The organism is Halopseudomonas sp. L-58 (genome assembly GCF_056859475.1).
The window spans coordinates 146,908-168,936 of the sequence record NZ_JBSXON010000085.1 but is presented as its reverse complement, the minus strand read 5'-3'; the positions used below and the strand labels follow the sequence as shown (position 1 = coordinate 168,936).

General features: G+C 61.2%; 18 protein-coding genes. 7 read left to right on the top strand and 11 right to left on the bottom strand.

What is annotated here, in order from left to right; translation table 11 throughout:
• Positions 1 to 15: 15 nt before the first annotated feature.
• From AC13EY_RS17495 to AC13EY_RS17485, 3 genes are read left to right on the top strand one after another with little or no spacing between them, the layout of a single operon-like run.
• On the top strand, positions 16 to 1,686 hold the full coding sequence (locus AC13EY_RS17495) for a FimL-related protein (protein WP_088276536.1): 1,671 nt from the start codon (positions 16 to 18) through the stop codon (positions 1,684 to 1,686).
• Positions 1,683 to 2,522, top strand: coding sequence for an NAD(+) diphosphatase (nudC, locus tag AC13EY_RS17490; RefSeq protein ID WP_482876965.1), 840 nt, complete (start codon positions 1,683 to 1,685; stop codon positions 2,520 to 2,522). Before AC13EY_RS17495 ends, nudC begins: the two co-directional genes overlap by 4 nt.
• Positions 2,523 to 2,540: 18 nt before the next feature.
• On the top strand, positions 2,541 to 3,191 hold the full coding sequence (locus AC13EY_RS17485; protein WP_228246712.1) for a hypothetical protein: 651 nt from the start codon (positions 2,541 to 2,543) through the stop codon (positions 3,189 to 3,191).
• A gap of 60 nt (positions 3,192 to 3,251) precedes the next feature.
• Here the strand turns inward: AC13EY_RS17485 and AC13EY_RS17480 are convergent, their stop codons facing one another.
• From AC13EY_RS17480 to AC13EY_RS17460, 5 genes are all read right to left on the bottom strand, one after another.
• Positions 3,252 to 4,019 (bottom strand): SDR family oxidoreductase, encoded by a 768-nt coding sequence (locus AC13EY_RS17480; protein WP_088276532.1) that lies wholly within the window; start codon positions 4,017 to 4,019, stop codon positions 3,252 to 3,254.
• A gap of 177 nt (positions 4,020 to 4,196) precedes the next feature.
• Positions 4,197 to 4,964: a GntR family transcriptional regulator gene (locus tag AC13EY_RS17475; RefSeq protein WP_228246711.1), complete on the bottom strand. Its 768-nt coding sequence runs from the start codon at positions 4,962 to 4,964 to the stop codon at positions 4,197 to 4,199.
• A 12-nt stretch (positions 4,965 to 4,976) separates the two neighbouring features.
• Entirely contained in the window at positions 4,977 to 6,779 is a 1,803-nt protein-coding gene (gene atzF, locus AC13EY_RS17470) for an allophanate hydrolase (RefSeq protein ID WP_474121688.1), read from the bottom strand.
• A gap of 223 nt (positions 6,780 to 7,002) precedes the next feature.
• Positions 7,003 to 7,317, bottom strand: a complete 315-nt coding sequence (locus tag AC13EY_RS17465) for an SCP2 sterol-binding domain-containing protein (protein WP_088276529.1) — start codon at positions 7,315 to 7,317, stop codon at positions 7,003 to 7,005.
• Between the two features lie 49 nt (positions 7,318 to 7,366).
• Positions 7,367 to 8,071, bottom strand: a complete 705-nt coding sequence (locus AC13EY_RS17460; RefSeq protein ID WP_233049395.1) for a histidine phosphatase family protein — start codon at positions 8,069 to 8,071, stop codon at positions 7,367 to 7,369.
• 170 nt (positions 8,072 to 8,241) lie between these two features.
• Here AC13EY_RS17460 and sohB point away from each other — a divergent pair, with 170 nt between their 5' ends.
• Positions 8,242 to 9,267, top strand: coding sequence for a protease SohB (gene sohB / locus AC13EY_RS17455; protein WP_228246708.1), 1,026 nt, complete (start codon positions 8,242 to 8,244; stop codon positions 9,265 to 9,267).
• Between the two features lie 8 nt (positions 9,268 to 9,275).
• A complete protein-coding gene (locus AC13EY_RS17450; RefSeq protein WP_228246707.1) occupies positions 9,276 to 10,262 on the top strand; it encodes a YhdH/YhfP family quinone oxidoreductase in 987 nt (328 codons plus the stop codon).
• A gap of 64 nt (positions 10,263 to 10,326) precedes the next feature.
• Here the strand turns inward: AC13EY_RS17450 and AC13EY_RS17445 are convergent, their stop codons facing one another.
• From AC13EY_RS17445 to metH, 5 genes are all read right to left on the bottom strand, one after another.
• Entirely contained in the window at positions 10,327 to 10,824 is a 498-nt protein-coding gene (locus AC13EY_RS17445) for a DUF934 domain-containing protein (RefSeq protein WP_228246706.1), read from the bottom strand.
• Positions 10,808 to 12,466: a nitrite/sulfite reductase gene (locus tag AC13EY_RS17440; RefSeq protein WP_088276523.1), complete on the bottom strand. Its 1,659-nt coding sequence runs from the start codon at positions 12,464 to 12,466 to the stop codon at positions 10,808 to 10,810. The genes AC13EY_RS17445 and AC13EY_RS17440 overlap by 17 nt, the downstream gene beginning before the upstream one ends.
• Before the next feature lie 333 nt (positions 12,467 to 12,799).
• Positions 12,800 to 13,030 (bottom strand): DUF2970 domain-containing protein, encoded by a 231-nt coding sequence (locus AC13EY_RS17435; RefSeq protein WP_228246705.1) that lies wholly within the window; start codon positions 13,028 to 13,030, stop codon positions 12,800 to 12,802.
• Positions 13,031 to 13,087: 57 nt separating this feature from the next.
• Positions 13,088 to 14,422 carry an MATE family efflux transporter gene (locus AC13EY_RS17430; protein WP_228246704.1) on the bottom strand — a complete coding sequence of 445 codons (1,335 nt, stop codon included), beginning with the start codon at positions 14,420 to 14,422 and terminating at the stop codon, positions 13,088 to 13,090.
• A 4-nt stretch (positions 14,423 to 14,426) separates the two neighbouring features.
• Positions 14,427 to 18,158 carry a methionine synthase gene (gene metH / locus AC13EY_RS17425; protein ID WP_228246703.1) on the bottom strand — a complete coding sequence of 1,244 codons (3,732 nt, stop codon included), beginning with the start codon at positions 18,156 to 18,158 and terminating at the stop codon, positions 14,427 to 14,429.
• A gap of 128 nt (positions 18,159 to 18,286) precedes the next feature.
• Between metH and nfuA the strand changes: the two genes are divergently transcribed.
• Positions 18,287 to 18,871 (top strand): Fe-S biogenesis protein NfuA, encoded by a 585-nt coding sequence (gene nfuA / locus AC13EY_RS17420; RefSeq protein ID WP_088276519.1) that lies wholly within the window; start codon positions 18,287 to 18,289, stop codon positions 18,869 to 18,871.
• A gap of 96 nt (positions 18,872 to 18,967) precedes the next feature.
• A complete protein-coding gene (locus AC13EY_RS17415; protein ID WP_088276518.1) occupies positions 18,968 to 19,900 on the top strand; it encodes a chemotaxis protein CheV in 933 nt (310 codons plus the stop codon).
• 79 nt (positions 19,901 to 19,979) lie between these two features.
• On the opposite strand, the gene AC13EY_RS17410 is transcribed toward AC13EY_RS17415, so the two are convergent.
• Positions 19,980 to 21,917 carry a transglycosylase SLT domain-containing protein gene (locus AC13EY_RS17410; protein WP_228246702.1) on the bottom strand — a complete coding sequence of 646 codons (1,938 nt, stop codon included), beginning with the start codon at positions 21,915 to 21,917 and terminating at the stop codon, positions 19,980 to 19,982.
• Between the last annotated feature and the right edge of the window lie 112 nt (positions 21,918 to 22,029).

The following is a 22,029-nucleotide window of genomic DNA, read 5'->3' as shown; positions in this document are numbered from 1 at the left end:
GGGAGACTGAATGCCATGTTGACCGGTACCACTTCACTGGATCTTGTCAGGGACGAACTCTTCGCCAGCATGGGTGAAGTGGAAAACCTGTTGCAGCAGTTCCTCGAGGATCGTCAGGACGGCAGCCTGCTGCAGCAGTCCATCGAAGGGCTTCAGCAGTTGCGCGGTACCCTGGCCTTGATAGAGCTCAAGGGCGCTGCATTGCTGCTGGACGAGATGATCAGTCTGGCGATGGATATTCCCGTTCACGACGGGGAAGAGCGCAATGAGCCGCTGTCGTCGTTGTGCGATGCACTGTTTTTGCTGGAGCGCTATCTGGATCAGGCACGCCAGCAGGGGCGTGAACGCCCCGAGTTGCTGCTGCCGATGATCAATCAGATGCGTCAGCACCGGCCGGGTGTCCCCGCGTTGCCTGACAGTCATTTTTATCCGCTGCCGGTGGCCGGCTTGCCAGCCGGGTTCCGCAAGGGTGCAACCGGGCCCGTTGAACCCAAGGTCGCCGGCCGACTGCGCCAGATGTATCAACTGGGTCTGCTGGGGTTGCTGCGCGATGACGGGCTGGCGGCGTCTGTACCGCTGATGCAGCGCGCGCTGGCACGCTTTGAGGGCAGCCTTGCCTCACGCATGGCGACCCTGTGCTGGGTTGCCGGGGCGGCCCTGGAGGCCATTGAGCAAACGCCGCTGAATCTGACCCCCGCGCGCAAGCGCCTGTTCGCGCTGCTGGATCGCGAAATTCGGGGAGCCCTGCTCAATGCCGCCGAGCACCGACTCAATGAAGGGCTGTTGCGCGAGCTGTTGTTTCTCGTTGCACTGGCCGATGCCGGTTGTGATCGTTGCGCCGAAGTGAGCACGGCCTATCAGTTGCCGGATCCCGGCTTTACCGAATACGAGTTGAACGACGCCTTTGCCAAGCTGCATGGTCCCGGCATTGATGTCATGCGCTCTGTGGCCGAAGCGTTGCGGGAAGAGGTTAACGCCCTGAAGGATCTGCTGGATCTGTTGGCGCGCAATGCCGGGGATGCCGAACAGTCACTGGAAAGCCTGTCGTCTGGACTGGAGCGACTGTGGAAAACGCTGTCGATGCTTGACCTCAAGGCCGAGTCCGAGGCGATTCACGCCATTTCCGGTCGTCTTGCCGGTTGGCAGCCTGGTGACGTTGCTGTGCTGGAACAGGTCGCCGATGCGGTGTTGCGCGCTGAAACAGCAGTCAATCGACTCGACTCTTCGGCTTTCGCAGGCGATACGGCTGCCGGTGCCGAGGGTGAGTTTGCCGAACCGCTGGAGCTGAAAGAGGCCCGCATCGTTCTGATCGAGGAGTCACAAGCCGGCCTGGCACTGGCGAAACGGTCCATCACGGCGTACATGGAATCCGGTAACGACGCCATGCATTTACTCAACGTGCCACCCTCGCTGGAGACGGTTCGCGGGGGTCTGCTGTTCCTGGGCATGGGGCGTGCCGCCAGAATTATCAGCATGGCAGCGAACTTCATCCGTGAAACCATGCTCGAGCGCAAGCAGGTACCGACGGATGCGCAATTGGAGGTGCTGGCCGATGCCTTGACCAGTATCGAGTTCTATCTGGAGTCAGCTGAGCGTGCAACGGTAGCCTCAGGCGATGTGCTGGCGCTGGCCGAGGACAGCATGGCTGAGCTGGGATACGCTGTATCGGGGAATACGTCCGAATGAGATCCTTTCGTGTGTTTCAACCCGCCTCGCGCCTGGATGCTGCTGCGCAGCAGCAGGGCGTGGTCGTGGTGTTTTATCAGAATCAATTTGCCATGTACGACGGCAGCTTGCTGCATGACCCGGATCAGGCGTTGTACTTTGGCGATGTGAGCCACCGTTTGCCTCTTGGTCTGGTCGACGGTCGGGCCTGCGAGCTGATTCACCTGAGCGACAGCCTGGACATGCCGGGCCTGAGTTGGCACGGACTGCGCACGCTGGTCGGGCAGGTCGACGATCAGCTGTTTCGTGTGTTGGGCGTCGCCCAGCAACTGAATGCCTGGTATCAGAGTCACCGTTTCTGCGGCTGCTGCGGCGAGCCCATGCAGCCGCGTGAAGAGGAGCGGGCGATGGAGTGCGTGCGCTGTGAGCGGCGCGAGTATCCCAAGCTGGCACCTTGCATCATTGTGCTGATCACCCGTGGCAGTGAGATTCTGCTGGCCCGTTCTCCGCACTTTCCTCCCGGATTTTTCAGTACGCTGGCCGGTTTTATCGAGCCGGGCGAGTCGGTAGAGCAATGCCTGCACCGCGAGGTGAAGGAAGAGGTCAATCTTGAGGTCAGCAACCTTGAGTACCTGGGCAGCCAGAGCTGGCCGTTCCCCAATTCGCTGATGCTGGGTTTCCACGCCGAATATGCCGGTGGCGACATCATCCCTCAGGAGGGCGAGATTGAAGCGGCCCACTGGTGGTCGATAGATGAGTTGCCGAAGATACCGCCGCGCGGCACCATCTCGCGCTGGCTTATTGATTGCTATCTTGCGCGGCAGGCGGGTGTTGAAGCCCCGCCAGTGCCAAGCTGATTCGGGCGAGGAGCCACGATGCAATTTCCGGGATTGGCCCTGATTGCGGCAATCATTGCCGCCGTTCTGGTGCTGCTGACGTTGAGTCAGGGTTGGCGCCTGCGCTGGCTGGCGGGTTGGCTGCGCGGCAATTTGCTGCTGGCAGCGCTGGCACTGGCCGCGGTTCTCGGGCTGGCGGCCTGGGACCTCCAGTCTTTCCGTGTCATTGACGGCAAGGGCACCGCAGGGACCTTGAGTTTTACCCAGGTTGCGCCCCAGCAATACGATGCAGTGATTACGACCTCGGCGGGCGAGCAGCGCGTGCGTCTGGCCGGTGATCTGTGGGAGCTGGAAGTTCAGGTTTTGCGTTGGCAGGGGCTGGCTTCGCTGATTGGTCTGGAAGATGGATATCGACTGCACCGCCTGCTGGGTCGTTATCTTGCCCTTGAGCAGCAGCGCGGGGCCAGTTCTGCGCTGGCGGCGAATCTGAACTCGACGCCGGTCTGGCGTGACCTTTGGCTGTGGCTTGATCGTGTGGGTGGCGCGTCGCTGGTGCATGCGGACGCCTTCGAGGTGCGTTTTGTTCCGTTGGTAGATGGCGCCCGCTTTTCGCTGGAAATCGGGCCGACCGGTTTGACCCCCGAGCCGCTCAATACACAGGCCAAAGCCGCGCTCAAGCGCTTTCAGTAATACCGTTGCGGAAACAAAAAAGGCTGCCCCAGGGCAGCCTTTCTGCTTTATGCCGCAGGTTTATGCGAGCATGCCGCCGTCGACGTTGATCGCAGCGCCAGTGGTGTAGCTTGAGGCGTCGCTGACCAGATACAGCACGGTGCCTGCCATTTCGGTCGGATCCGCTGCACGGGCCAGCGGGATGCGCTGCAGTGCCGGCTTGAGGATAGCGTCGTTGGTAGTCAGGGCGGAGGCGAACTTGGTGTCGGTCAGGCCCGGCAGCAGGGCGTTGCAGCGAATGCCGAACTGAGCGCACTCCTTGGCGAATACCTTGGTCATGTTGATGACTGCTGCCTTGGTGATCGAGTAGATACCCTGCAGCTGACCGGGAACCACACCGTTGACGGAGGCTACGTTGAGGATGTTGCCGCCGCCGTTTTCGCGCATCAGTTTGCCCGCTTCAACCGACATGAAGAAGTAGCCGCGGATGTTGACGTCTACGGTCTTCTGGAAAGCGCCCAGATCGGTGTCCAGCACGTTGCCGAAGTAGGGGTTGGCAGCGGCGTTGTTAACCAGGATATCCAGCTTGCCGAACTGCTCGCGAATGGCGGCAACGGTGGCAACGATCTGATCCATGTCGCCGATGTGGCAGGCGAGTGCGGAGGCTTTGCCGCCGGCGGCGACGATGGCGTCGGCAACGGCCTGGCAGTCATCGATCTTGCGGCTGGAGATGATCACGTGCGCACCCTGCTGGGCCAGTAGCTTGGCAATCGCCTCGCCGATACCGCGGCTGGCGCCGGTTACCAGGGCAACTTTGCCGTCGAGGTCGAACAGTTGGGTCTTTTCCATGATGAATCCTTGTTGTCGTGCTGCCCCGGCTCACGAGGCTGTCAGTGGGTGTCGGGCAGTTGCTTATAGCAAGGCTGTCTGCGACACGGCTTGGTCGCCTAATTTAAAGCAGTGGCAGGGTGCGAACAAGAAAACCGGGAATGCATCAGGTCCGGTGTTGGCCGGCCATTGTCTTGATCAATGAGTGTCTGAGGGGGCGAGAGTATCCGGCGCAGAAGGGATGCTGTCTGTTGCCTGCAGGGCGCGCTGGCGAGCTTGTTGCAGCATGTGCAGGGTGACTTTGCGTACTTCTGCCTTGCTTGCCTCTATGTGCGCGGTCAGCAGGTGCTGGGCCTGTTGCAGTTCGCCGGCGCGAATGTGCCGCAGGATTTGCCCATGTTCTTCCCAGGTCTTGTCGAGCCGCTCGGCACGCTCGAAATCCAGTTTGCGAACAACGCGTATGCGCTCGCAGATCTCGGCGTGCAGACGCGTCATCTCGCCGTTGCCGGCGGCTTCCACCAGTTGGCAGTGAAAGTGCTCATCCATGACGAACACCTGCTGGCCGTCACCAGTGCGCAGCGCGGGCGCTACGCACCAGGTGTCATGCAGGGTTTTCAGTATGTGCTCTGCTGCCGTGCCGGGCTGGCCGGTGCAAAGACGCCTGAGCGCTTCCATCTCCAGCACGATGCGCAGGTCATAGAGCTCCTCGAAGCGGGTAAAGTCGAAGCTTCTGACCTGCCAGCCACTGCGAAAACGCACCTCCAGATAGCCTTCGCGCTCAAGCTGGTAGAGTGCCTGGCGCACCGGTGTGCGGCTGGCGTTCATGCGTGCGGCGATTTCGCCCTCGGAAAAGCGGTCACCGGGCAGCAGCCGGAAGGACAAGATGTCCTCCTTGAGCCGCGCGTGGATGCGCTCGGCGAGGTTCTCCCGCCGAGCTGCTGTATTGGATGGCTGGCTCAGTTGCACGGTGTGACCTGCTCAGGCTGCACTGAGGCTGGCAATGAATGCACGCCAGCCGCCGAAGGCGGTAATGTCGCGGGCGTCGGCGAGTGCGGCCGGTTCACAAATAAAGCCCTTCACCCAGCGACCATCTGCCAGCTGCAGGTTGCCAATGCCCAGCGGCGGCGGAATCTCGGCGACGAATTCCCCGAAGCGGGCCAGCGGGATATCCCACAGCTCGACAATAATCTGTGCGCCATCCTGCGCAACCCGCGCCAGACCAGGCTTGGGCGGAACGGTGCCGGGCAGGGCATACAGCCGGTAATCCGGACAGGTCAGGGTTTGTTCGACCAGCACGGCGTCGCGACTGGTCAGCTGGAAGTTCAGCGGCATGCCGGTCAGGTGCGCGCCGACCACCGCTACGCGCACGCTACCCGGCGCTTGAATAGTCTGTTGCGCACCCGGACAGGGCTTGCCGGTTGCGCCCAGTGGCAGTGCCTGGGCTTGCTGCCAGCGTTTGCCCAGCTCGGCCAGGGCGTGATCGTGCCAGGCCGGTGCAATCAGGGTGACGCCGGCGGGCAGGCCGTCTTCGCGCATCCCTGCGGGCAAGGCCAGTGCGCAAAGGTCGGCCAGGTTGGTGAAGTTGGTATAGGTGCCGAACTGGCTGTTGTAGAGTACCGGTTCCTCCGCCATCTCGCTGATCCGGCGAATGGTCGGCGAGGTTGGCACCAGCAGGGCATCAAAGTCGGCCAGGATCAGGCTGATCTGGCGTGACAACTCGGCACGGATGTATTCGGCCTGATAGGCCTCGCAGGCGCTGTATTTATGACCGCCGTCGACGATGCCGCGTACGACCGGATCCATTTTATCCGGGTCCATCTCGCCAACAGCGACGGTGCGTTCGGCCACCCACGAGCCCTGATACAGCTGTGCCGCCAGGTCCGCAAAGGGGCTGAAGTCAATCTCGACCAGCTCTGCGCCAAACGCGCGCCACTTCTCGAGCGCTGCCTCATAGGATGTCTGCATCTGCGTGTCGTCGAAGAACTCGGGATTGGCCGGTATGGCCAGTTTCGGCCTGACCGGCAAGCCGACCGGCGCGCTACAGGGGTTGGCGCGGCTGTAGGCGTCGCTGGGATCGAAGCCGCCGGCGATGGTGGCGACTGCCTGGGCGTCGGCAACAGTCAGGGCGAATACCGAGATGCAATCGAGGGTTCGGCAGGCCGGTACCAGTCCGGTATTGGAGAGCCAGCCGCGGGTCGGTTTGAGGCCGACAATATTGTTGAAGCCGGCCGGCACGCGGCCGGACCCGGCGGTGTCGGTGCCGAGCGCAAAGGGTACCAGACCGCGGGCGACCACACTGGCCGAGCCGGAGCTGGAGCCGCCGCTGACGTAATCGGCGTTGAAGCTGTTGCTGACGGCGCCATACGGGGAACGGGTGCCGACCAGGCCGGTGGCGAATTGGTCCAGATTGGTCTTGCCAATCAGAATGGCTCCTGCCGCGCGCAGGCGGGCAACGACGGTGGCATCGGCACTAGCCTGGTGAGCGAAGGCCGGGCAGGCGGCAGTGGTGTCCCAGCCAGCTGCGTCGATGTTGTCCTTTACCGCGAAGGGGACGCCGTACAGTGGCAGCGATGCGACGTTGCCTTCCACCTGTTGCAGGCGCTCATCCAGAGCGGCTAACTGCTCGTTGAGCTGGGCCTCGTTGGCAAGGCTGATCCAGGCGTTATCGTCGGTGCTCAGCTCGTTGCGCAGGGCACCGAGCACTGCTGCAGGAGCGAGACCTTCCTGTTGATATGCCTGTTGCCAGTCGGAGAGGGTAAAGCCGAGGGTCTGTTGTGTCATGTCTGAATACCATCTTGGATACAAGTTGGTATTTACAGAGCAATCGTCGTGCCTGTTTTTTATTTATCAATAAAAACAGAGGTTTATATTGTTTTTTTGAGTTTTTGGTCAGGGGGCAGGCGAAGAAGTGAGGATTGCTGGTGCAGGTCTGCAGTACGAAGTGCAATTGTGGTGCAGGGACCGGCAGGTGCCAATGAGCGGCGGCCTGCCGGTCTGCATGGGATCAGGCCGGGAACAGTTCGCCCAGCTTGAGTGCCAGCATCATGTCGCCTTCGGCGCGCAGTTTGCCGCCCATGAAGGCCTGCATGCCGTCGGTTTCACCGGTCATCACGCCGACCAGGGTTTCCTTGTCCATGATCAGGGTCACGTTCGGATCGGCGGCTTCGCCCTGAGCTACAGCGCAGCTGCCGTCCTTGACGGTCACGTTGAAGTTCTCGTCGTCGGTGATGTTGAACTGGAATACCAGATCCAGACCGGCTGCAGCGGCTGAGTTGAACTTGGATTCCATTTGGCTGGTGATTTCTGCAACGGTAGTCATTGGTGGTTCCTTTGCTAGGTAATGCAGGGCGCGGGATGCGCACTGCGACTCATCTGAAGCTGATCCACTCGGGTTGGCGGTGAATCTCAAGATGTGCCTGGCTGTTGAAGTAGGCCAGACTCAGCTTGTCTGCACGGTACTGCAGGCGGCTTACAGAGGTATTCACGATTTGCCAGTTCAGCTCAAAGGCGCTGGTGGCCGGCATTTGCGTGATCAGTTGCAGGGCGGCGGTAATGGTGCCGCCCGATGCGAATACGGCGATGTTCTGGCCGCTGCCGCGGTTGTCATCGATAACCCGGCGCAGGCCTGTGCCAACTTGCTCGACATAGCTCTGCCAGGACGGACAGCCCGGGCGCTCGCGGGTGTCGGTGATCCAGAGTGTCACGGCGTGACTGAATACGCGCTGAAACTCCTTGCGGAACTGTCCTGCGTTCTTCAGGTAGTGCTCGGCGTCGGGGATGGCTTCGAGCACCTGCGGCAGGTAGCTTTCAAGCACCTGGTCAGAGTGGTATTCGTTAAAGCTGGCGTCGCTCTGGACCGCGAGGGAGGACTGATTCATCGCGTCGAGCGCGTGGCGGGCGGTATCGATCTGGCGTTGCAGGGTGCCGGCGTAGCAGGCATCAAACTGCAGGCCGAGCGCGCCGAAATGTTCGCCGCACAGCTGTGACTGGCGGATGCCGAGGGGGGACAGGACGTCGTAGTTGGCTGCGCCAAGTGATGCCTGTCCGTGCCTGATCAGATAGATACTGCCCACAATCTGCCGCCTTGTAATGTTATGTAGACGGAGGTTAGGGGCAAGCTCGCGAAGCTGTCAACCAAAAATCATACGGGCGTTTGAATTTTCCCCGGACGGCCTGCGCCCATGCCCTGATGATCCTGTATGCTTGCTGTGCTTAGCGGGTTGTGCAGAGACGGGAGAACACTGTGGAATGGTTTGATCAATATGTCTATTTTCTTGCCAAGGCCCTGACGGTGCTGGTGGTAGTGGCGCTGATTCTGGCGATGATTGCTGCCGGCAAGGCGCGCAGCAAGCGTACCGAGGGTACACTGAGTGTGACTCGCCTGAACGACCGTCTGCAGCGCATGCACGAGCAGCTTGGGCTGATGGTGCTCAGCAAGGGCGCTCGCAAGGCCCGGCAGAAGCAGCTCAAGCAGGAGGCGAAGGCCCGCGACAAGGATGCAGCCCAGGATGAGCGCGGGCGCGTTTATGTGCTCAACTTTCATGGCGACATCAAGGCCAGTGCGCTGGAAAATCTGCGCCATGAAGTGACGGCGGTGCTGGAGCTGGCGCGTCCGCAGGATGAGGTCGTTGTTCGCCTGGAAAGTGGTGGCGGCATGGTGCATGCGTACGGGCTTGCGTCATCGCAGCTGGTGCGTGTGCGCGAGGCGGGTATCCCGCTGACCATCTCCGTCGACAAGGTGGCAGCCAGTGGCGGCTATATGATGGCCTGTATCGCTGATCGGATTCTGGCGGCACCCTTCGCCATGCTGGGCTCGATCGGCGTTGTCGCGCAGTTGCCCAACTTCAATCGATTGCTGAAAAAGCACGATATTGATTTTGAAATGCTGACTGCGGGGGAGTACAAGCGCACACTGACGGTATTTGGCGAGAACAGTGACAAGGCGCGGGAAAAGTTTCAGGATGACCTGGAAAACATTCACCGCCTGTTCAAGCAGTTTGTTGCGCGCTATCGCCCAAGCCTGGACATTGAGACGGTCGCCACAGGTGAGGTCTGGTTCGGCAGCGAGGCCTTGCTGCGCGGGCTGGCCGACGAGATCAAGACCAGTGACCAGTACCTGTGTGAGCGGGTCAGGCAGGCTGATGTATTTGAGGTGCAGTTTGAGCAGCGCAAGCGCCTGCAGGACCGGTTGTCCGGCGGGCTGGCCCAGGCGGCGGACCGACTGTTGCTGACCTGGGTGTCGCGCTTCAACAATCAACGTTTCTGGTAGGAGTGGATATGTCTGAATTCAAGGCGCTGGTGGTGTCGGAGCAGGACGGCCGGTATGTCACCGAGATCAAGCAACGGCATGTGGATGAGCTGCCTGCAGGGGATGTGCTCATTCGTGTGCGCTACTCCTCCCTGAACTACAAGGACGCGCTCTCGGCCACCGGTAACAAGGGTGTGACGCGGAACTTCCCCCACACCCCGGGTATTGATGCGGCCGGTGTGGTGGAGGCCAGCTCGGTGCCTGAATTGGCAGTCGGTGATGAGGTAATCGTCACCGGCTACGACCTCGGCATGAATACCGCTGGCGGCTTTGGTCAATACATCCGCGTGCCGGCCGGCTGGGTGATCAAGCGTCCGGAAGGGCTGTCGCTGCGTGACAGCATGGTGCTGGGTACTGCCGGCCTGACGGCGGCGCTGTGTATCGACAAGCTGGAGCAGGCGGGCCTGACGCCGGGGCAGGGCCCGGTGCTGGTAACCGGCGCCACCGGTGGTGTAGGCAGCATTGCGGTGGCCATGCTGGCATCTCTGGGTTACGAGGTGGCAGCCTCGACCGGCAAGGTTGATCAGGTGGATATGCTCAAGAGCCTGGGTGCCAGCCAGATCGTTGATCGCGCTGCGCTGGCGGCGGGTGTCGAGAAAATGTTGCTCAAGGAACAGTGGGCTGGCGCGGTGGATACCGTCGGTGGCGACATTCTGTTCAATGTGGTCAAGTCACTGCGTTATGGCGCCAGTGTTGCGACCTGCGGAATGACCGCTGGCGGTGGGTTTGCAGCCAGTGTGTTCCCGTTCATTTTGCGCAATGTGAACCTGCTGGGCGTCGACTCGGTAGAGCTGCCGCTGGTGGTCAAGGCCTCGATGTGGGATCGGTTGTCACTGCAATGGAAGACCGATCTGCACAATCTTGAGCGCGAGGTGACGCTGGAGCAGTTGCCCGCCGAGATCGAGCGCATTCTGGCCGGCAAGATGATCGGTCGGGTAGTCGTTAATCTGGGCTGATCGGCAGCCCTGCAGCAGGCACAAAAAAACCGGGGCAGTGTGCCCCGGTTTTTTTATTTGCGTATCAGGCGCGGCGGCGGAACAGCGGCAAGGGCTGGTCCGTCGCAGCCTGGTAGCAGTTGGAAAAGTCTTTCAGGCTTTCCAGTGCTTCCTCGGCATTACGGTCGGCACGCAGGGCAAAGGCGTCAAAGCCGCAGCGCTGCATGAAGAACAGCTGGTCGCGCAGTACGTCGCCTATGGCGCGTACCTCGCCCTGGTACTGGTAACGATCACGCAGCAGGCGGGCGTTGGAGTAATTGCGGCCGTCGCTGAAGACCGGGAAGTTCAGCGCGATGACCTGGAACTGATCCAGATCGCCGGCGATGCTTTCCACTTCCTCGTCGCTGTCCAGCCAGACACCCAGACCACCGTCGCGGGCTTTCAGCGCATGGCTGTGTTCCAGCCACAGGGCCAGCGGGACGATGATGCTGTCACTGTTGGGCAGGCCGTCCAGCGTGGCGTCCTTGTCCAGAACGTGCCAGCTGTCGTTAACGACTGCACCGTTCTTAATTAGTCGCTGCATACACGCGCTCCTTGAAAGGTGCCATGCCGATACGCTTGAAGGTATCGAGGAACTGTTCTTCGGGGGTGCGGTTCTCGATGTACACATCGATTACCTTGGTCATCACGCTGGGCATGTCTTCGGCCGAGAAGGACGGGCCGAGGATCTGACCGATGCTGGCATCACGGCCGCTGTTGCCGCCGAGGGAGACCTGATAGAACTCCTGACCTTTCTTGTCGACACCCAGTACGCCGATGTGGCCGACGTGGTGGTGGCCGCAGGCGTTCATGCAGCCGGAGATGTTCAGGTCCAGATCGCCGATGTCGTGCAGGTAATCCAGGTCATCAAAGGTGCGCTGGATGGCTTCGGCAATCGGAATCGACTTGGCGTTGGCCAGGGCACAGAAATCGCCGCCGGGGCAGCAGATGATGTCGGTCAACAGGCCGATGTTCGGGGTTGCGAAGCCGTGCTTGCGGCAGGCTTGCCAGAGGTCATACAGGTCGCTCTGGCGCACGTCGGCCAGCACCAGGTTCTGCTGGTGGGTAACGCGCAGTTCGCCGAAGCTGAACTGGTCGGCCAGGTCGGCAATGGCTTCAAGCTGCTTGTCGTCAGCATCGCCCGGGGCAACCGCGGTCGGTTTCAGCGACAGGGTGACGGCGGCGTAGCCCGGCACCTTGTGCGCCTGAACGTTGCGCATGGCCCAGTTGTTGAAGCCCTTTTCGGCTTCGCGCTTGGCCAGGTAGCCCGCATCGTCACCGCTGAACTGCTCGTAGGCAGGGGCGGAGAAGTGGCCGGCAACGCGATCCAGCTCCTGCTGGGTCAGGGTGGCCGGGCCATCCTTGGTGTGCGCCCATTCTGCGTTGACCTTTTCGGCAAACACTTCAGGGGTCAATGCCTTGACCAGAATCTTGATGCGCGCCTTGTACTTGTTGTCACGACGGCCATAGCGGTTGTACACACGCAGGATGGCATCGAGGTAGGTCAGCAGGTGCTGCCAAGGCAGGAACTCGCAGATCTGCGAGCCCACCATCGGGGTGCGGCCGAGGCCGCCACCAACCAGGACGCGGAAGCCGATTTCGCCAGCGGCGTTGCGCACGACGTTCAGACCAATGTCGTGTACGCCGATGGCGGCACGATCCGCCTCGGCGCCGTTGACTGCGATCTTGAACTTGCGCGGCAGGAAGGCAAATTCGGGATGGAAAGTGGACCACTGACGAATGATCTCGCACCACGGACGCGGATCGACCAGCTCATCTGCGGCAACGCCGGCAAATTGGTCGGTGGTGGTGTTGCGGATACAGTTGCCGCTGGTTTGAATGGCATGCATCTGCACTTCAGCCAGGTGGGCCAGAATGTCCGGCACATCCTCCAGGGCCGGCCAGTTGAACTGGACGTTCTGGCGGGTGCTGAAGTGAACATAGCCCTTGTCGTAGGTACGGGCGATGAAGGCCAGCTTGCGTACCTGCCGGGCGGAAATCAGCCCGTAGGGAATGGCAACGCGCAGCATTGGGGCGTAGCGCTGGACGTACAGGCCGTTCTGCAGTCGCAGCGGCAGGAACTCACTCTCGCTCAGCTCGCCTGCGAGAAAGCGGCGGGTCTGATCGCGGAACTGCTTTACGCGGTCCTCGACGATCTGCTGATCATATTCGTCGTAGATATACATACAGAAACCTGTTCATCGGGCACTGACGGCCCTTCGCTAGTCATGGCCCATCAGGCTTGGGCGGGCAGACAATAGCAGTTTTTGAATATGCACAAAAGGAATGTTTATCTATATCTTTAGATTGAAAATGCACATAGAAAACCGCCTTGTACGGCCCGGTACCATGGTCTTTACTGGGGGGTGACCATAACAATAATCAGGGGGCCAGGCCATGGCTGACCAGCAGTCACAGAACAACCAGTCTTCACTCGATGCGGTGGCATCGGTTGCGCTGATCGTTATCGTAGTGGTGGCGGCGGTATTCTGGGTAAGCGGCCAGTAGGTGCGCCGGATTCAGACTCCGGCGAGGTAGAGCACGAGCTTTACGACGCCCAGAACTACCATCACAAACAGCAGGGTAAAGGCCACGCCAAGGGCGATGAAATGGCTGGGTTTGCCCTTTGAGAAGTCGCGCTCCCTGGCGCGATTGCTCTGCACGCCCAAGGCCGCGGCAAGCACGCTCTGCAAGGTGTCGCGCAGGCGCATCGGTTCTTCGTGTTGTGGTTTGTCCCGTGAGTCGTTCATGCTGCCTCCACGTTATCCGTTCTCAGCAGCTTAGTCGCTCCTGCGCCTTGGCGCAGGTCAGATATCGATTGCGGCCCAGTGCCGTCTGCGCCACATGAAGGCAAATATCAGCGAGTTGATGCAGCGATAGACTGATTGCAGCAGCCAGACCGCCAGCAGCCCGCCCCCCAGCACCGGGCCAATCAGATAGGCGCAGGGCAGAAACAGCAGCCACTGACTGCCCATGTTGACGCCCATCACGGTGCGGCTTGCACCGGCCCCGAGCAACGCCTGGGTCAGTACCAGGGCAGTTGCATCCAGACTCATGCCCAGGCCCGTGATGCGCAGTGGCCATTCGCCGAGGGCGATCAGGTCTGCATCCGGGGTGAACAGGCCGAGAATCAGGTGCGGCGCCAGCCAGAAGGGCATGCCAAGCAGAAACAGGGTGCATGCTGCTACCCGCACCACGTCCCAACCCCAGCGATAGGCTTCCTCTGCATCATTCTGGCCCAGACTATGGCTTACCAGCGTGGTTGCGGCCATACCCAGGCCCACGCCGGGAAGGATGAGGAACAATGCCAGGTTGATCAGCACGTGGGCGATTGCCAGTTCGTCGGTGCCTATCTGGGCAATGATCCAGAACAACGTAGTGATACCGGTGGCAAAAAAGAATTGCTGCAGTGAGTTCGGCACCGCCAGCCGGAGCATGGCGCGGATGTCCCGCCAGCGGGGGCGGGCGCGCAGAAAGCCGTGTTTGCGGCCGCTGTAGAGGGTGGTGGCAAAGTAGAGCGCGCAGCCGATCAGCATAGCGATCGCCGTACCGGCGCCGGAGCCTTCGGCGCCCATCTCCGGCAGACCGAAGTGGCCGAAGATCAGGCCGTAGCTTATGCCAATGTTGGCCAGATGCATGATCACCAGGATCTGCAGATAGCGGCCGGCGTTGTGGATACCGTTCCAGTAGCCGCGGAACGCAAAGTTGGCGCCAACGGCTGCAATCGCCAGCACGCGCCACTGAAAATAATGGGTGCCGACCTCTATGACCGCCGGGTCGTCGGCCAGAAAACGGATGATGGCGTCAGCCTGGGTCCAGCCAATCAGCGTCAGGGGAATGGCCAGCAGCAGGGCGATCAGCAGGCCTTCATTCAGTGGTCCGGCGATCTCGCCGGTTGCGCCGGCGCCCTTGCGGCGGGCGACCATGGCCTGCACCCCGGCACCCAGGCCCATGACCAGCGCAACAGCCATGAAGTTGGCGTAGCTCCCCAGGCCGACGCCGGCCAGTGCCTCGCTGCCCAGGCTGCCGACCATGGCGGCATCAATCAGGTTGAGCAGGCTCTGGCTGAGCATGCCACCCATGATCGGCAGACCGAGGGTGGTGATGCGTGTCAGCCGCTCGCGCGCCGGCAGCAGGGCCATCGGCTCAGCGGTCGTAGTTCAGGTTCGGGGCGAGCCAGCGCTCGACACCGTCCAGCTCCTGCTGTTTGCGCTGACTGTAGCGCTCGACCTGATCGCGACCGATTTTGCCAACCGCAAAGTATTGGCTCTGCGGGTGCGAGAAGTACCAGCCGCTGACCGACGCCGCCGGGTACATGGCAAAGTGCTCGGTCAGGCTGACGCCGCATTGCTGTTGGGGGTCAAGCAGGCTGAACAGGGTGGCCTTTTCGGTGTGGTCCGGGCAGGCAGGGTAGCCCGGTGCCGGACGAATGCCGCGGTATTTTTCGCGGATCAGGTCATCGTTTGCCAACTTCTCGTCGTCGGCGTAGCCCCAGTAGGTCTTGCGCACCTGTTCGTGCAGCCATTCGGCGCAGGCTTCCGCCAGGCGGTCTGCCAGTGCCTTGACCATGATCGCGTTGTAGTCGTCGCCCTTGGCTTCGTATTCCCTGGCCATTTCCTCGGCGCCGATGCCGGCAGTGGTAATAAAACCGCCTACATAGTCGGTCTTGCCGCTGTTTTCAGGGGCGACAAAGTCGGCCAGCGACAGGTTGGGCTTGCCGTCCGGCTTGATGTTCTGCTGGCGCAGATGATGCAGGCGGGCGAGGGGGGCACCCTGCTCGTCGCGCAGCTGAATGTCGTCGCCATCGACCTGGTTGGCCGGCCAGAAGCCGAACAGGGCGCGGGCCGTCAGGCGCTTCTCTCGGATGATTTTTTCCAGCAGCGCCTGAGCATCGTTGAACAGCGAGGTGGCGGCTTCGCCAACCACGTCGTCCTGCAGGATGCGCGGGTATTTTCCGGCCAGGTCCCAGGCGATGAAGAACGGTGTCCAGTCGATGTACTCAGCCAGCGTGCGCAGGTCGATGTTGTCCAGCAGTTGGACGCCGTGTACGCGGGGGGCTGGCGGTGTGTAGTCGTTCCAGTCGAGCTGCAGGCGGTTGTCGAGCGCCTGCTGATAACTCAGGTATTCGGTACGGGCCGAGCGGTTGGCGGTGCGCTCACGCACCACCGCATAGTCTTCGCGAACCTGCTGGACATAGCCGCTCTTCAGCTCTTTGGACAGCAGTGATGTTGCGACACCGACCGCGCGCGAGGCGTCGGTCACGTAGACCACGGCGTCGTTCTGGTAGTGCGGCTCGATCTTGACTGCGGTATGGGCCTTTGAGGTGGTGGCGCCACCGATCATCAGCGGCAGGTGGAAGTCGCGACGCTGCATTTCGCGGGCAACGTGGACCATCTCGTCCAGCGACGGCGTGATCAGTCCGGACAGGCCGATGATGTCGCACTTTTCGTCGATGGCGGTCTGCAGGATCTTTTCCGCCGGGACCATCACGCCCAGATCAACCACGTCATAGCCGTTGCAGCCGAGCACCACGCCAACGATATTCTTGCCGATGTCATGTACGTCGCCCTTGACCGTAGCCATGAGGATCTTGCCCTTGGCCTCGGGGGTGTCGCCTTTTTCTTCCTCGATGAACGGAATCAGATGGGCAACGGCCTGTTTCATGACGCGGGCCGATTTGACCACCTGCGGCAGGAACATCTTGCCGGAACCGAACAGGTCGCCGACTACGTTCATGCCGGCCATCAAGGGGCCTTCAATGACCTCGATCGGGCGCGCGCAGGCCTGCCTGGCCAGCTCGGTATCCTCGACGATCCAGGTCGTGATGCCTTTGACCAGCGAGTGCTCAAGGCGTTTTTCAACCGGCCAGCTGCGCCATTCCTCGTTTTCGGCTTCCTTGACGCTGCCGTCGCCCTTGAACTGATCGGCAATCGCCAGCAGCGCTTCGGTTGCTTCCGCAGTCCGGTTGAGCACCACGTCTTCCACCCGGTCACGCAGCAGCGGCGGAATCTCGTCGTAAATCTCCAGCTGGCCGGCATTGACGATACCCATGCTCAGGCCGTTGCGGATGGCGTAATAGAGGAACACCGAGTGAATGGCTTCGCGTACCGGGTTGTTGCCACGGAACGAGAACGAGACGTTGGATACGCCCCCTGAACTCAATGCGTAGGGCAGGTTGTCACGGATATAGGCACAGGCGTTGATGAAATCGACGGCGTAGTTGTTGTGCTCTTCGATGCCGGTGGCCACGGCGAAGATGTTCGGGTCGAAGATGATGTCTTCCGGCGGGAAGCCGACTTCGTTGACCAGAATGTCGTAGCTGCGCTGACATATTTCGGTTTTGCGTGCTTCTGTGTCTGCCTGGCCCTTTTCGTCGAAGGCCATCACCACGACCGCAGCGCCGTAGCGCTTGCACAGGCGAGCGTGCTGCTTGAATTGTTCAACACCTTCCTTCATGGAAATGGAGTTGACGATGCCCTTGCCCTGGATGCACTTGAGGCCCGCTTCGATGACTTCCCATTTTGAGGAGTCGATCATGATCGGCACACGGGAGATGTCCGGCTCGGAGGCGATCAGATTCAGGAACCGTACCATCGCCGCCTTGGAGTCGAGCATGCCCTCGTCCATGTTGATGTCGATGATCTGGGCGCCGGCTTCGACCTGCTGCTGGGCCACTTCCAGCGCTTCGGCGTAGTTCTCTTCGCGGATCAGGCGGGCGAACTTGGCGCTGCCGGTAATGTTGGTGCGTTCGCCGACGTTAACGAACAGCGAGTTGCGATCGATGGTGAACGGCTCCAGGCCTGACAGGCGGCAGGCACGAGGGATGTCGGGAATGACGCGCGGTGGATACTTCGCAACCGCTTCGGCGATGGCCTGGATGTGGCCGGGGGTTGTACCGCAGCAGCCGCCGATAATGTTCAGGAAGCCTGCAGCGGCAAATTCCTCGACCACGACAGCCATCTGCGCCGGAGTTTCGTCGTATTCACCAAACTCGTTCGGCAGGCCGGCATTGGGGTGCGCGGATACGTGGGTGCCGGCCTTGTTCGACAGCTCTTCCAGATAGGGGCGCAGTTCTTTGGCGCCAAGGGCGCAGTTAAGGCCAACGGAGATCGGGTTGGCGTGGCGCACCGAGTTCCAGAATGCCTCGGTGGTCTGGCCGGACAGGGTGCGGCCGGAGGCGTCGGTGATGGTGCCGGAAATCATGATCGGCAGTTCGACGCCATCTTCCTCGAACACTTGCTGAACCGCAAAGATCGCAGCCTTGGCGTTCAGGGTGTCGAAGATGGTCTCGATCAGGATCAGGTCGGCGCCGCCTTCGATCAGGCCGCGGGTAGCCTCGGTGTAGTTCTCGACCAGCTCGTCAAAGGTGACGTTACGATAACCGGGGTCGTTGACGTCCGGTGAAATGGAGCAGGTGCGGCTGGTCGGGCCGAGTACGCCGGCGACAAAGCGCGGGCGATCCGGCGTTTCTGCTGTCTTGGCATCGCAAACCTGGCGGGCAACCCGTGCGCCGGCGACGTTCAGTTCGTACGCCAGTTCCTGCATGCCGTAATCAGCCTGGGAGATGCGCGTGGCGTTGAAGGTATTGGTTTCGATGATGTCGGCGCCTGCGTCCAGATACGCCTTTTCGATCTCGGCAATGACCTCCGGTTTGCTCAGCAGCAGCAGGTCATTGTTGCCCTTGACGTCGCTTGGCCAGTCCGCAAAACGCGCGCCCCGGTAGTCCTGTTCCTCCAGCTTGTAGCTCTGGATCATTGTCCCCATGCCGCCATCAAGGATCAGAATGCGCTGCTGCAGTGCTGTACGCAGGGCGGTCAGGCGGGTGCTACGGTCAGACATGGGTACTCCGAAATGGCGCGCTGAAAAGCCGCAAAGCATATCACGGAGCGCGGGCAGGCTGAATCTCTGTGCGCTGACGGTAATAACCAAGCAAAAAGGTAGGGCTTTATTCGTGCTGCCGCATCCCTTACACTTGCACCCTCTGGTCATTGAGCAAGAGGCATTTCATGGCAGGCATTATCTTTACCAAGGCAGCAGAAGAGTATTTGGCTGATCTGCTGTCAAAGCAGGACACCGAGGGTGTCGGCATCCGGGTGTTTATCACGCAGCCGGGCACGCCCTACGCGGAGACCTGTATCGCCTACTGCAAACCTGGTGAAGAGAAGCCCGAGGACCGCCTGCTGGCGCTGGAGTCCTTCCGTGTCTGGATCGATGCGGTCAGTGAGCCTTTTCTGGAGGAGGCGCTCGTTGACTTCGCCACCGACCGCATGGGCGGTCAACTGACCATCAAGGCACCAAACGCCAAGGTGCCGATGGTCAACGATGACAGCCCGTTGAACGACCGAATCAACTATCTGCTGCAGACTGAAATCAATCCGGGGCTGGCCAGCCACGGTGGTGAGGTCAAGCTGATCGATGTTGTCGAGGGCGGTATTGCCATTCTGCAGTTTGGCGGCGGTTGTCAGGGCTGCGGCATGGTGGACGTGACCCTCAAGGAAGGCATTGAGAAAACCATGATCGCGCGGATTCCGGAGATTAACGGGGTGCGTGACGCTACCGACCACTCGGTAACCGAAAACGCCTACTACTGAGCACGACTTGTCTTTCCTCGCCTGACTGGCGCTATACTGCCTGAACCGGGCTGGCATCCTGCCAGTCCCTGAGTTTACGGTTTGGCGAGGCGAGTTATGGCAGGGGTACTGGATACGGTCGATCAGCGGACTCGCCTGGTAGGCGAGAACCGGCTGGAAATATTGCTGTTTCAGCTGGCCGGCCCCCAGCTGTTTGCCCTCAACGTGTTCAAGATTCGCGAAGTGCTCACGCTGCCGGCTCTGACTCAGATGCCGCAGCGCCATCCGCACGTCGTTGGTGTGATTCATCTGCGTGGACAGACCATTCCGGTCATTGATCTCTCCGGAGCCATTGGCCTTCAGCCGCAGAAGGCCGAACCCGACAGCACCATCATCGTGACCGAATACAACCTGTCGGTTCAGGCTTTCCTGGTGCGCACGGTGGACCGTATTCTCAATCTCAACTGGGACGCCGTGCAGCCCCCGCCGCGGGGTGCAGGTCGCGCGCATTATCTGACCGCCATTACCCGTCTGGAGAATATGCGGCTGGTTGAAATCATCGACGTGGAAAAAGTGCTGGCCGAGATCGTGCCGTTCAATACCCGTGTCAGTGATGCGCTGCTGGAGGATCCGCTGCTGGAGCGTGCTCGCGGACGTGAGGTGCTGGTAGTGGATGACTCTCCGACCGGCGTAAATCAGGTGCGCGACACGCTGGCCCAGCTGGACCTGAAACTGCATGTGGCAACGGATGGTCTGAAAGCCCTGAAGATGCTCAAAGCCTGGGTTGATGCGGGTGAAGACATCAACGAGCGGCTGCTGATGGTGATTACCGACGCGGAAATGCCGGAGATGGACGGCTACCGCCTGACCACCGAGATTCGCCAGGATCCGCGCCTGAAGAACCTCTACGTGGTGCTGCACACCTCCCTGTCTGGCAATTTCAACAAGGCGATGGTCGAGAAGGTGGGCTGTGACGGATTTCTGTCCAAGTTCCAACCTGATCAACTGGTAGAAACCGTGCGCACGCGCCTGCAGCTTCTCGACGCCTGAGCCATTGCGGTGGACACGCCTTCGGCTTAGGCCACCCTGCGCATCATGGGGGCGTAGCGCCCCCAACCCTTTGGCATCCTTACGGTTCCAGATAGCGCTCGTGCTGTTCCATCACCGGTTGCTGAATGCCGAGTTTCTGGCCGTAGATCACCGCGTAGCTCAGCACGCTCTGCACATACTTGCGGGTTTCATCAAACGGGATGGATTCGATCCAGACATCGGCGGGCAGGCTGCCCATGCCCCGTGTCCACTGGCGCACGCGCCCCGGGCCGGCATTGTAGGCGGCAGACGCGAGGACGCGATTGCCACGGAACTGCTGGCTGAGACCGGACAGATAGGCGGCGCCCAGTGCGATATTGCGTTCCGGGATCAGCGCGTCGTGGTTGCCTGAATAGGGAATGGCGTAGCGACGTGCAGTTTCCCGTGCAGTAGCGGGCATCAGTTGCATCAAGCCCATGGCGCCGGCATGCGAGCGGGCGTCGGCCATGAAGGCGCTTTCCTGGCGGGTGATGGCGTAGACCCAGGTGGAGTTGATCTGGCGCGCACGGGCCTGATCCTGAATCGGTTGCTGGTAGGCCATCGGGAAGCGGATATCCAGATCGTCCCAGTACTGCGCCTGGCTGACTCCACGGATGGCCGGAAAGTACCAGGCCATGTCGTTTGCCAGCACCGCCTGGGCAATCAGTTGCTCGCGATTGAAGCGTTCGCCGGCGTGATACCACTCCCGCCGGGCGCTGATAACGTCGTTGCGATCGAGGAACTCGCGGGCACGCAGGATGCCCGGATCCTGTTGCACGCTGCGCATTACCTCGTCGGCGACACTGGCGCGCTGGTGATTGAGGGCGTAGGGCTGGCGGGCACGCTCGGCGGCCAGGAATCCGTAAAAGTCCCGTTCCTGGGCGAGTGACTTGTATTCGCTGACCAGCTCACCGGCGGAGCTGGAGGACAGCTGGGTGCTGCGCAGGCGCCAGTAGCGCCAGCGGCTCTGTTCGGCCAGTGACGCCGGCAGCTGTTCAGTCAGCTGTCGGGCGGTATCCCATTGGCGGGTGCGCAAGGCCAGTCGCACACGCCATTCGCTGACATCGTCGTCCTGCATGCGTGGATCGTTGGCGGCCATGAACGGCAGCGCCGCCGGGTCGATCTTCTTGGCCAGACGCACGCCAATGTCACGGGTGATGGCCAGGCGGTCTTCGTCGCTGTACGGCAGGTCGCGGTAATGTGGCCACAGGGCGAGGGCCCCACTGGCGTCGTCACGGCCCATGCGGCGCAGCGAGACTGTGGCGATATCTGCCATCTTGCTGGCCGGCAGGCCCCGGTAGCGGTCGGCATCGGCCAGTTTGGCCGGCTGGGTAGCAGTGTCGACAAACAGGGTCGCCAGTGCCTGATTCTGTTGCATCAGTTTGGTCAGATAGCGCGCCAGCGCGTCCTGTCGGTAGAGCAGGGCGAGTCGAATACGCTGCCAGACGATCTCGTCCGTCAGGCCGCCAGCGGCGCGCCAGCGCTCAAACAGGGGGTCGCAGGCATTGGGCTGAGAGCGGCCAACCGTCCAAAGCGTGCGGGCCTGCTGCATGGCGCCGGCGCGGTCGCCCAGGTCCCATTGGTGCATGGCGCGTCGACAGTCCTGGCTGGCGTTTCTGTCGCCGGGCAGGTAGTGCTGATCGAACAGTGCCCACTTGCCCTCACTGGCCAGCCGGGTCAGCCAGCGGTCCTTGAGTCGTGCGACAAACGGCAGGTCGCTGTGCTCGGTAACGAATCGGGCCAGATCTTCGTCTGATGCGCTGGCAAAGGTCTGATTCAGATAGGCCTGGCGCACATAGGGGTAAAGAATGTAGCTGCGCAGACCGGGTTCGAGCTGCTGGAACACGGCCCACTGCTGCTTTTCTATGCTGACGAGGGCCCGGTCATAGGCCAGTCGCTGACTTTCGATGCGACCGTCGGCGTGCGACAGCGCGGGCAGCAGCAGAGCGCTGATGACGATAAGGGTGTGACGAAGAGCGAAGCGGGTTTGGTAACGCATGATGATCCTGCCGCAGGGCGGTGTAGCGCGATTGAACGTCAGCTGCTCGTCGCGAGTGCGACGGACGACAAGGCTGTTGCTACAGCTTAGCGGTTTGCCTGATATCGGCATA